This is a genomic window from Caldisalinibacter kiritimatiensis (genome assembly GCF_000387765.1).
Classification (GTDB): domain Bacteria; phylum Bacillota; class Clostridia; order Tissierellales; family Caldisalinibacteraceae; genus Caldisalinibacter; species Caldisalinibacter kiritimatiensis.
On the sequence record NZ_ARZA01000105.1, the window covers coordinates 1 to 12069 of the forward strand.

Consider the following 12069-nt stretch of genomic DNA (forward strand, 5'->3'; position numbering starts at 1 on the left):
GCATTACAAATTAAGGGAAAGTAAAGTTTTTACTGGAAATTAGATGCGAAATCTCTGAGTTTTAAGTTAATCTATTGACAAAATAAAAATTATAGAATAGAATATGACTTAAAATACAGCATTGTTCGACATGCTTTTTTTATTTTTTGGTAATCTTTACAAACTATAAGCTGAGTTTTTAACTTGTATTACTTAATTTATATAAAGTACAAAATTTAAGATATAGGAGTTGATAGAATTGGAAAAGAAAAAAAAGGTTGTTATTTCAAAAGAAGAAATAAATAGTAAAGTTAAAGAACTAGGACAAATAATTTCTAAAGATTATGAAGGAAAAGAGTTATTAATAGTGTCTTTATTAAAGGGAAGTTTTATTTTTACAGCTGATTTAGTAAGAAACATAGATGTTACTACTCAAATAGAATTTATGACTACATCAAGTTATGGCAATAATACAGAAACTTCAGGTAAAGTTAATATAGTAAACGACTTGAGAGTAGATATTAAGGGAAGAGACGTACTAATAGTAGACGATATAGTGGATTCAGGATTAACAATGAATGTTATTGTTGAGCATTTAAAAGAAATGGAACCAAATTCATTGAAAACTTGTGTGTTATTAGATAAGCCTGAAAGAAGACAAGTTGAAATAACTCCAGATTATGTAGGTTTTACAATTCCGGATTTATTTATTGTAGGATACGGATTAAATTACGGGGATTACTATAGAAATATTCCTTATATTTTTACATTTGAAGACTAATATTAAAAACAAAAGTGACCTTTAAACAGGTCACTTTTGTTATCCTCTCAATTCATCTAATATTTTAACCTTATCACAAGTCTTTGAATCTTTTTGCTTGATTACTTTAGCTGGTGTTCCAGCGACGACTGTATTAGGTGGAACATCTTTAGTTACTACAGCACCTGCAGCTACTACAGCATCTTTACATACTTTTACTCCTTCTAATACAACAGCATTTGCACCTATTACAACATTATCTTCGATAACAACTGGAGTTTTACTTGGTGGTTCTAGCACACCAGCGATTACTGTTCCAGCACCTATATGAACGTTTTTTCCTATAATTGCACGGGCACCTACTACTACATTCATATCTATCATTGTATTTTCGCCTATTTCTGCACCTATGTTGATTACAGCTCCCATCATTATTATTGCATTTTTACCTATATAGGATTTATCTCTTATGATTGCTCCAGGTTCTATTCTTGCTTGTATATTAGTTATATCAAGTAATGGAATAGCTGAATTTCTTCTATCGTATTCAATATAATAATCTTCTATTTCCTCACTATATTTATCCATAATATAGACTATTTCATTATATTCGCCTATTATAATTTTAAATTCGTCGTTACCAAATTCCTTTACTTTATCAAAATTTATTTTATTTAAATTATTACCCTTTAAGTATACTTTTACAGGTGTAGACTTTTTTGAAGATTTAATATAATTAGCAAGTTCATAAGGGTCTGTAAAACTTTTTACTTCTTTCTTATTTTTATTATTCATTAGTAACTCAATCCTTTCAGGAATCAGATATTTGATTTATTTATTGTTATTATTAGAGGCTACAAGGTTATTCATATCATATAAACCATTTTCTTGGTTAACAATGTACTTAGCTGCTTTTATTGCTCCTATTGCAAATATACTTTTAGAAAATGCTGAATGTTTAATTTCAATTGTTTCATCCTGACCAGCAAATATAACTGAATGTTCACCAACTATAGTTCCTCCACGTACAGCGTGTATTCCTATTTCATTTTTTCTTCTTTTTTCTTTTTTGCTATATCTTCCAAATACATATTCCATTGTATTTTTAAATGCTTCATTTATTTTATTTGCTATCATATATGCAGTTCCGCTAGGAGCGTCAGCTTTTTGGTTATGGTGTTTCTCGATTATTTCTATATCAAAAGAATCACTAAGAGTTGGTATTGCTTTAGTTACCAGTTCAATTAATACATTAATACCCAAAGACATATTTGATGAATAGAATATAGGAATATTTTTTGCGGCATTTTCTATGTCTTTTATATCTTTAGGAGAAAATCCAGTTGTAGCAATAACTAGTGGCATATTATTTTCTATAGAATAATCTAAAAGTCCTGGAAGATAGTAGGGATTCGAAAAATCGATTATAACATCTGCATTACCTTCAAAATCAAATATATCCTTATATACAGGATAATCATTTTTATATTTGTTTGGGCTTCTATCAATACCTGCTACAATTTGACATTGATTATCTTGCTGCAGATGTTTGGACAACACTTGCCCCATGTTACCATTGCATCCGTGTATGATAACTTTAACCATAAAGTTACCTCCTTACTTTAAGTCCATAGTTTTCTAATTCGTTTATAAGTATATTAGTATTTTCTTCTGTCATATTAGTAAGAGGTAGTCTCAAATCCCCTACATCCATACCTAATAAGTTCATTGCTGTTTTAATAGGAATTGGATTAGTTTCTATAAACAATGCATCTATTAAGCCTTTCATTTTCAATTGAAGTTCTCTAGCCTCGTCTACATTACCTTCTAAATATTTAATAACTATATCATGTGTATCCTTAGGTAGGATGTTAGCTACAACAGAAATAACTCCTTTACCACCTACAGATAATACAGGAACAATAATATCATCATTACCGCTGTATATATCAAAATCATTAGGACATAATCTTGCAATTTCAGCAACTTGACTGATATTGCCGCTAGCTTCTTTTACAGCTTTAATGTTAGGATGTTTAGAAAGTGTTGCTAAGGTCTTTGGAAGAATATTTACTCCAGTTCTACCAGGTACGTTATAAACTATTATTGGTATATTTACACTATCTGCGATTGCTGTATAGTGTTCAATTAATCCTTTTTGTGTAGTTTTGTTATAATAAGGAGTTACAACCAAAAGTCCATCTGCGCCTACACTTTCAGCATATTTACTCATTTCTATAGCATGACTAGTATTATTGCTTCCTGTACCTGCAATAACTGGTATCCTTTTATTTACTTTGTCAACTGCGAATTTGATAGCTTCTTTATGCTCTTCTTCAGACATAGTTGAAGCTTCTCCTGTTGTACCACAGATTATTATGGCATCAGTATTTTCCTCAATATGCCATTCAATTAATTCGTCAAGTTTTTTAAAATCAATTTTACCTTCTTTATATGGAGTTACAATAGCTACTCCAGAACCTTTAAATATACTCAAATATAGCACCTCCATTTATATTTATATTCATTAAATAGTCTGTAATAATAATTCAGCTATTTGCACAGTATTGGTTGCAGCACCCTTTCGAATATTGTCTGCAACTATCCATAAATTAACACCATTATCTACACTAAAGTCTCTCCTTATTCTACCTACATATACTTCATCAGTGTCTTCTGCTTCTAAAGGAAGAGGATATATGTTGTTTTCTATATCATCTTTTAAAATTACACCTTTTGCAGTCTTAAGGGTTTTGTAAATATCCTTTAGTTCAAATGGATTTTCAAATTCTATGTTAGTAGCTACACTATGTCCATATCTAACTGGGATTCTAACTGCAGTAGCAGTTATTTTAATATTATAGTCGTTTAATATTTTTTGCGTTTCGTTTATTATTTTCATTTCTTCTTTTGTATATTTATTTTCCATAAATATATCAATGTGTGGAAGACAGTTGAATGCTATTTGATGAGGATATTTGCTACATGGCTTTCCTTCAATACCATTTTCTAAGTCTTTTATTCCTCCCATGCCTGAGCCTGATACTGCTTGATAAGTAGAATATACAATCCTTTTAATTTTAAATTTATCGTGTAAAGGTTTAATCGGAACTACACATTGTATAGTAGAACAGTTTGGGTTTGATATAATACCGTTATGCCATTTAATATCTTCAGGATTAACTTCAGGCACTATGAGAGGTACATCTTTATCCATTCTCCAAGCACTACTATTGTCTACAACAATTACACCATTTTCTTTTGCTATAGGTGCATATTTTTTACTTACTTCACTTCCAGCTGAAAATAAAGCGATATGTATATCTCGATTAAATGAAGTTTCATTTAATTCTTCTACTGAATATTCTTTATTTTTAAACTTTAGTTTTTTACCTTTAGACCTAGAGGAAGCAAATAAGTATAAATTGTTAACTGGAAAATCTCTTTCTTCTAAGACTTTTAAAAAAGTTCTTCCAACCATACCTGTAGCACCTACAATAGCTATATTAACTTTCTTCAATAAAATCACCTCTTTGAGATTCTATAATTAATATATATTATTAAATCTTGGAAAAAATGTTGGAAAGATGAATACAACGTAATGGCGTGTATAATTGTGGTAGCTGTGGAAGTATCTATTATAATATATTACTATTTTATAACAAAAAATGTGATATTTAAATAGTTTATAATTGAAGTCAATATAAAAAAAGGATAAAATTGTATTATATAGAATGTTGGGGGTGTTTTTTATTAATGGAGTATTGAAAGATATTCATAAAAATATGATTAAAATGAGGAGAGAATTACACAGGATACCAGAGGTGGGTTTTAATGAGGTAAAAACATCACAATATATAAAAAATAAATTGATTGACTTTGGTTTTCATATAGAACAGACTGCTAAAACAGGAATTATAGGATATAAGGAAGGCTCATCGTCAAAAGGTGCTATTGCCTTTAGAGCAGATATGGATGGATTAAGAATTAAAGAAGAAACGGGACTTTCTTTTGCTTCAGAAGAAGAGGGTATGATGCATGCTTGTGGTCATGATGGTCATATGGCTATATTATTAGGACTGGCAATGTATCTGTCAAGGATTCCTAAATTAAATCGAGATATAGTTCTGATATTTCAGCCTGCAGAAGAAGGTCCAGGAGGAGCTGAAGTCATCGTAAAAGAAGGAATTTTAAAGAAATACAATGTTGAAGCTATATTTGGTCTTCATATATATCCTGGTTTAGGGGAAGGAAGGATAGGAGCAAGACCTGGGGCTATGATGGCGCAAACCGGTGAATTCGATATAATTATTAAGGGGAAAAGTGGTCATGGAGCCATGCCTCATGCTTCTATAGATGCAATTTATGTTTCATCACAGTTAGTTATAAATTATCAAAGTATTATAAGTAGAAATATTGAACCTATACAAGGGGCAGTGTTAACTATAGGAAAGATAAAAGGGGGGAGTACTAGAAACATTATAGCAGAAGAAGTTAAAATAGAGGGAACTATAAGAGCTTTTGACATACAGGTGTATAATCATATAAAGAGAAGAATGAATGAAATAAATAAAGGTTTAGAAAAAATGTATAATGTAAATGTAAGTATACAATTTCATGATATGTATCCAGCTGTAGTAAATGATAAAGGATTATTTGAAGAGTTTAAACGTGCATTAAATGATGATATAACAATTATAAAGCCAATGATGTTAGCAGAAGATTTTTCATATTACCAAAGAGAAATTCCAGGTATTTTCTTTATGTTAGGTTCAAGAAATGAAGAGTTGAAATTGACTTATCCACTTCATAGTTGTCACTTTAACTTTAATGAAGAGATATTAAGGAGAGGATTAATATCATATATAAAATTATGTAAAAATTTTGGTATATTAAATAAGTAGGAGGATTTTCAATGAATAGATTAAGCAGCAGACCAAATATATTTGAAACAAATATTTTTTATTTAATTTTAGGGTTAGTATTTATTGGATTGGGTTCCTATGTACAACATAAAGATATCTATATTGGACTTATTATTACGGAATACCTTATTATATTACTACCTACAGTATTATATTTAGTGGTTAGAGGATATAATTTAAAAGAAACTTTAAGATTAAATAAATTGTCTATTAAACAGACATTGATGATACCTTTAATAGTCATATTAATATATCCTGTTGGAATGTTTATGAACTCCCTTATGATGATTATAATTAGCTTTTTGGGAGAAATACAACCTCCACCAATCCCTGTGCCTGATACAGGATTAGAGCTATTAATTAGCTTATTTGTTATTGCTATATCTGCGGGAATATGTGAAGAAGTTATGTTTAGAGGATTAGTGATGAAGGCATATGAAGGATTAGGTGTGAAGAAGGCAATAATTATTTCAGCAATATTATTTGGTATTTTCCACTTTAACATACAAAATCTTTTAGGACCTATTTTTTTAGGCTTGGTATTTGGATATATTGTTTATAAAACTAATTCTATATTTGCTTCAATATTAGCTCATATAACTAATAATGCAATAGCAACTTTATTAAATTATTTTATTCGTAATTCAGTAAATATGAATCCACAAGTTAATAATGAGCTTGTTCAGAACATTCCTTATCCATTAATAATGACTATGGGAGCTATATCTATAGGTGCAGTTGCAGTAGTTACAGGTCTTATAGCATTTTTCTTGATAAAAGCTTTGCCACAAAGTCGAAATTCAATATTAAATAAAGCACGTGAAGATGTACAAGAAACGAATATTGAAAAGCTAACTTTGAAAAAGGCTGTTCCTTTATTTGTGATGGGATTAATTTATATAGGTATGAGTGTTCTTTATATAAGTAGTATTTAAAAAATAAAATATAAAAGGTCCTACTCGGGGGAAGTAGGACCTTTAAAAATATATATTTAAATGGGGGAGTGGGAATTAATATTTGCTTCGCACTAAAAGAGTCTAACACTTATTTTTCTATAAATCAAGTAGTAAATTTAAATATTACGTATTATTAATAAATATTTTGCTTGATTAACAAATAAATTACAAATGCGAAACCTATTAAGAATAAAAATCCTCATTTTCCTAATAATAGAGGAAAAGGAGGAGTGAAATTATGGGAAAAAGAAAGAAAAAGAAGAAAAAGATTTTAACTCCAGATGATATAATGAAATATGAGATTGCAGCTGAGTTGGGATTAACAGATAAAATTGAAAAAGAAGGATGGGGAGGACTTACAGCGAAAGAATCAGGTAGAATTGGTGGAATAATGACAGCACGAAAGAAGAAAAAAATGCAGTCAAAACAGAAAGATGGGGAAGAAAATAATAATATCAATACAAACAAACTCTAACATAAATGCAAAATATCAACAAACCCACTTTAGTATTTTGATGATAATACAAAATAGTGCTATTAAAAGACTAGTAGATGTTTTTTCTGCTAGTCTTTTAAATTTAACTTATTTTTAGTATAAATTTAACTTGGAAATATCGTTATGAATTTAGTGGAATAGTAATTTTTGTAATGATATCAATGTATATTTTAACATCACCATTAGGACTTGCATCACAAAATGGTATAAGCATAAGGACATTCTTATATATTGCATTAACAGCGATTACAATGTATATCTTAACTAAGTATCTTAAATCAAAAGCTGTAAAGCTAGAAGGATTAGAGAATATAGAAAATAATGAGGAATTATCCAAAAAGAATCCAATATCTTATGAAACGGCTTAAAGAAACTTTTATATTACCGGATAGTCAATAATGTTACTATCCGGTTTTTTAATAAATTTTACGAAAAACACATTGATTTTCAAGTAAAAATTTACTAAAATAATAGTAAAGGAAGAAAATGATTTCCTGTAGTTAATTATTAATTTGAAAAAGGGGGTCTAAAATGCCTGTATACTTCAATGAAAAAACAAGAGAATTTCATTTGCAAAATCAAGAGATAAGCTATATTATAAAGGTTTTAAAAAACAATCAACTTGGACATATATATTTTGGAAAAAGGGTAAAGCATAGAAGGTCTTTTCAACATCTACTAAGAAGTAAGCCTAGGGCACTAACGGCTTGCGTATATGAAGGAGATTTAGATTTCTCATTGGATTTGACAAGACAGGAATATCCGTCATATGGAACTACTGATTTTAGAGAACCTGCATTTCAAATAAAACAACAAAATGGAAGTAGGATAACCAACTTTGAGTACAAGACTCACAAAATATATAAAGGAAAACCTAGATTAGAAGGATTGCCAGCTACATATACAGAGAAGAATCAAGAAGCTACTACTTTGGAAATAACTTTAAAAGATGAATTGATAAACGTAGAGTTGATACTTTTATATACGATTTTTGAGAATTATGGAGCTATAGCTAGAAGTGTTAAATTTGTGAATAGAGGTAAGGAAAAGTTAAATGTAACTAGAGCTTTAAGTATGTGTGTTGATTTTATGGATTCGGACTTTGAGATGATACAACTTTCAGGTGCTTGGGCTAGGGAAAGACATGTAAAAAGTAGAAAGCTTGAAATGGGCATTCAAGCTATCTCAAGTACAAGGGGAGCTAGTAGTGCAAATCAAAATCCATTTATTGCATTAAAAAGATTTAATACAACTGAAGATATAGGTGAAGTATATGGATTTAGTCTTGTATATAGTGGTAACTTTTTAGCTCAAGTAGAAGTTGATTATGATAATGTTTCTAGGGTTACTATGGGAATAAATCCTTTTGATTTTAGTTGGATTTTAGAGGAAGGAGAGAGTTTCCAAACACCAGAGGTTGTCATGGTTTACTCGGATAAAGGGTTAAACAAAATGAGTCAGACTTATCATGAGTTATATAGAACTAGATTAGCTAGGGGTAAGTGGAGAGATAAAGTAAGACCTATCCTTATAAACAACTGGGAAGCAACCTACTTTGATTTTAATGAAGAAAAAATATTAGAAATTGCTAATGATAGTAAAGAGCTAGGAGTTGAACTATTTGTATTAGATGATGGATGGTTTGGCAAAAGAAACGATGATACCACTTCATTAGGAGATTGGTTTGTGAATAAAGAAAAACTACCTAGTGGAATAAAGGGATTAGCAGAGAAAATTATAGAGATGGGAATGGAATTTGGGATTTGGTTTGAACCTGAGATGGTAAATAAAGAAAGTGAATTATATAAGAAACATTCGGATTGGGTAATAAAGGTTCCGAATAGAAGGATGTCCCATGGTAGAAATCAATATGTATTAGATTTTTCAAGAAAAGAGGTTGTAGATTATATATATGAAATGATGTCTAGTATTTTACGCGAAGCTCCAATAACATATGTTAAATGGGATATGAACAGAAATATAACAGAAATTTGGTCAAAAGCATTACCGCCTGAGCGACAAGGTGAAGTAAGTCATCGATATATTTTAGGAGTATACTCTTTATACGAAAGACTTACAAAGGAATTCCCTCATATCTTATTTGAATCATGTGCAAGTGGTGGAGGTAGATATGATCCAGGTATGCTTTATTATGCACCACAAACATGGACTAGTGATGATACTGATGCAGTAGAGAGACTGAAAATTCAATACGGAACATCTTTTGTTTATCCAATTAGTTCAATAGGGTCACATGTGTCAGCAGTTCCTAACCACCAAGTAGGCAGGATAACTAATATTGACATGAGGGGAAATGTTGCATATTTTGGAACCTTTGGATATGAACTAGATGTAACAAAACTTCCTCAGGAAGAAAAGGAAAAAATAAAGGAGCAGATAAAATTCTTTAAAGAAAATAGACAATTAATCCAACAGGGGATGTTTTATAGACTTATAAGTCCGTTTGAGGGAAATAGTAACATAACTTCATGGATGGTAGTGTCACAGGATGAAAAAGAAGCGTTATTAGGATATTATCAAGTGTTAGCAAAGCCAAACGAAGGATTTGTTAACTTGAAATTAACCGGTTTAAATCCAGATTATAAATATATTATCGAAGGAAGAGAAGGAGACTATTTTGGAGACGAGCTTATGAATATAGGCTTAATATTAGATCATTCAAAAGATATAGGTATAGGTGATTTTGTTTCTAAGATTTTCAAGATTAAAGCTGTAAATTAGCTAAAAAAGATGTATAGGGGTGATATAGAAATGATAGAAGAACTTAGACAGTATTTTGAAAATATCTATGGTGACTCAAATGATACAAGAATATTTTTTGCTCCTGGACGTGTTAATTTGATAGGAGAACATATTGATTACAATGGGGGTCATGTGTTTCCATGTGCCCTTAATTTTGGAACCTATGTTATAGCAAAGAAACGTAATGACGATTTAGTTAGATTATACTCTAAAAATTTTGAAGAATTAGGAATAATGGAATTTTCATTAAATGATTTAGTTTACCAAAAAGAGCATGATTGGGCGAACTATCCAAAGGGAGTTATACATATATTTAAGAAAATGGGACTTAGTTTAGATGTAGGCTTTGATGCTGTATATTTTGGTAATATACCTAACGGGGCAGGCTTATCATCATCAGCTTCAGTTGAATTAGCTACATCTGTAATGTTAAAGGAATTATTTAGGTTTGATGTAGATATGATTACAATGGTTAAGATGAGTCAAAGAGCTGAAAATGAATTCGTAGGAGTTAACTGTGGTATAATGGACCAATTTGCAGTAGGAATGGGAAAAAAGGATAATGCAATATTACTTGATTGTGATACTTTAGAGTATCGTTATTCAAGTATACAGTTAAAGGATGCTTCTTTAGTCATAACTAATACCAATAAAAGAAGGGGACTTGCAGATTCAAAATATAATGAGAGAAGAAGTGAGTGTGAAAGGGCCTTATCACAATTAAAAACTAAGCTTGATATCGAGTCTTTAGGAGAACTGACAGAAGAACAGTTTGAAGAAAATAAACATTTAATAACAAATGAAACAGATAGAAAAAGGGCTAAGCATGCAGTATATGAAAATAGAAGAACCTTAAAGGCGGTTGAAGCCCTGGAGAGAGGAGATTTAAAAGAGTTTGGAGAACTAATGAAGGAGTCACATATATCATTAAGGGATGATTATGAAGTAACCGGTAAGGAACTAGACACATTAGTTGAACTTGCATGGGGGCAACAGGGAACAATAGGTTCAAGAATGACAGGTGCAGGTTTTGGAGGGTGTACAGTTTCTATAGTAGAAAATGATAAAATCGATAAGTTTATTGAAAATGTAGGCAAGAAATATAAAGAAATAATTGGATACGAAGCAACCTTTTATGTGGCGAAAATAGGTGACGGAGCCAAAGAAATAAAATAATTAAATCAAGGGGTGATATATATGATTTTAGTATGTGGTGGTGCTGGGTACATAGGTAGTCATACAGTATATGAATTGATAGAAAGAGAAGAAAATGTAGTAGTAGTTGATAATTTACAGACAGGTCATAAAAAAGCAATACATACAAAAGCTAACTTTTATCAGGGGGATATAAGGGATATTGAGTTTTTAGATAAAGTTTTTTCTGAAAATGATATAGATGTTGTTATACATTTTGCTGCAAATTCATTAGTTGGTGAAAGTATGGAGAATCCCTTTAAGTATTATGATAATAATGTTTATGGTACTCAAGTACTCCTTGAGGCTATGAATAAATATGGTGTAAATAAAATAGTATTTTCATCGACTGCAGCAGTGTATGGAGAACCAGAAAATATCCCAATTTTAGAAACCGACAAGACAGAGCCTACAAATGCCTATGGTGAAACCAAATTAGCTATGGAAAAAATGATGAAGTGGGCAGATAAAGCGTATGGAATAAAATACATATCCCTTAGATACTTTAATGTAGCTGGAGCTCATGTAACTGGTGAAATAGGAGAGGATCATAGCCCAGAAACTCATCTAATACCATTGGTATTACAAGTACCATTAGGCAAAAGGGAATACATTTCAATCTTTGGTGATGATTACGATACCCATGATGGAACATGTATAAGAGACTATATACATGTAACTGATTTAGCTGATGCTCACATATTAGCAGTAGAAAGACTAAGAAATGGAAATGAAAGTACTATATATAACTTAGGCAATGGAAATGGATTTACTGTGAAAGAGATAATAGAAGCTGCAAGAAAGGTCACAGGACATCCTATACCTGCAGTTGTATCAGAAAGAAGAGCAGGGGATCCTGCAAAATTAGTAGCTTCTTCTGAAAAAGCTCAAAGGGAATTAGGATGGAAGCCAAAGTTTACAAATATAGAGGATATAATAGCATCTGCATGGAAGTGGCATAAAAATAACCCTAATGGATTTGAAGATTAATAGAGG

General features: G+C 30.7%; 12 protein-coding genes. 8 read left to right on the forward strand and 4 right to left on the reverse strand.

The window, feature by feature from the left end; all coding sequences use genetic code 11:
- Positions 1 to 238: 238 nt before the first annotated feature.
- Entirely contained in the window at positions 239 to 760 is a 522-nt protein-coding gene (gene hpt / locus L21TH_RS04970; protein ID WP_006310940.1) for a hypoxanthine phosphoribosyltransferase, read from the forward strand.
- 39 nt (positions 761 to 799) lie between these two features.
- Here hpt and dapD read toward each other — a convergent pair whose 3' ends face one another.
- From dapD to L21TH_RS04990, 4 genes are read right to left on the reverse strand one after another with little or no spacing between them, the layout of a single operon-like run.
- Positions 800 to 1534, reverse strand: coding sequence for a 2,3,4,5-tetrahydropyridine-2,6-dicarboxylate N-acetyltransferase (dapD, locus tag L21TH_RS04975; protein ID WP_006310950.1), 735 nt, complete (start codon positions 1532 to 1534; stop codon positions 800 to 802).
- Between the two features lie 36 nt (positions 1535 to 1570).
- Positions 1571 to 2344, reverse strand: a complete 774-nt coding sequence (dapB, locus tag L21TH_RS04980; RefSeq protein WP_006310957.1) for a 4-hydroxy-tetrahydrodipicolinate reductase — start codon at positions 2342 to 2344, stop codon at positions 1571 to 1573.
- 4 nt (positions 2345 to 2348) lie between these two features.
- On the reverse strand, positions 2349 to 3236 hold the full coding sequence (dapA, locus tag L21TH_RS04985) for a 4-hydroxy-tetrahydrodipicolinate synthase (RefSeq protein WP_006310958.1): 888 nt from the start codon (positions 3234 to 3236) through the stop codon (positions 2349 to 2351).
- 30 nt (positions 3237 to 3266) lie between these two features.
- Positions 3267 to 4259, reverse strand: a complete 993-nt coding sequence (locus tag L21TH_RS04990; RefSeq protein WP_006310959.1) for an aspartate-semialdehyde dehydrogenase — start codon at positions 4257 to 4259, stop codon at positions 3267 to 3269.
- Positions 4260 to 4503: 244 nt separating this feature from the next.
- On the opposite strand from L21TH_RS04990, the gene L21TH_RS04995 reads away from it, so the two are divergent.
- From L21TH_RS04995 to galE, 7 genes are all read left to right on the forward strand, one after another.
- On the forward strand, positions 4504 to 5643 hold the full coding sequence (locus L21TH_RS04995) for a M20 metallopeptidase family protein (RefSeq protein WP_155848312.1): 1140 nt from the start codon (positions 4504 to 4506) through the stop codon (positions 5641 to 5643).
- Positions 5644 to 5654: 11 nt separating this feature from the next.
- A complete protein-coding gene (locus L21TH_RS05000) occupies positions 5655 to 6599 on the forward strand; it encodes a type II CAAX endopeptidase family protein (RefSeq protein WP_006310971.1) in 945 nt (314 codons plus the stop codon).
- 259 nt (positions 6600 to 6858) lie between these two features.
- The gene (locus L21TH_RS05005) at positions 6859 to 7095 is read left to right on the forward strand and encodes an alpha/beta-type small acid-soluble spore protein (RefSeq protein WP_006310973.1); all 237 of its coding nucleotides are present in this window, start codon (positions 6859 to 6861) and stop codon (positions 7093 to 7095) included.
- 182 nt (positions 7096 to 7277) lie between these two features.
- Positions 7278 to 7484, forward strand: a complete 207-nt coding sequence (locus tag L21TH_RS05010) for a hypothetical protein (protein ID WP_034429381.1) — start codon at positions 7278 to 7280, stop codon at positions 7482 to 7484.
- Positions 7485 to 7647: 163 nt separating this feature from the next.
- Complete coding sequence (locus L21TH_RS05015) at positions 7648 to 9858, forward strand: alpha-galactosidase (RefSeq protein WP_006310975.1); 2211 nt, start codon at positions 7648 to 7650, stop codon at positions 9856 to 9858.
- Positions 9859 to 9888: 30 nt separating this feature from the next.
- Positions 9889 to 11055: a galactokinase gene (locus L21TH_RS05020; protein ID WP_006310976.1), complete on the forward strand. Its 1167-nt coding sequence runs from the start codon at positions 9889 to 9891 to the stop codon at positions 11053 to 11055.
- Between the two features lie 21 nt (positions 11056 to 11076).
- Positions 11077 to 12063 (forward strand): UDP-glucose 4-epimerase GalE, encoded by a 987-nt coding sequence (gene galE, locus L21TH_RS05025; RefSeq protein WP_006310977.1) that lies wholly within the window; start codon positions 11077 to 11079, stop codon positions 12061 to 12063.
- Positions 12064 to 12069 lie beyond the last annotated feature (6 nt).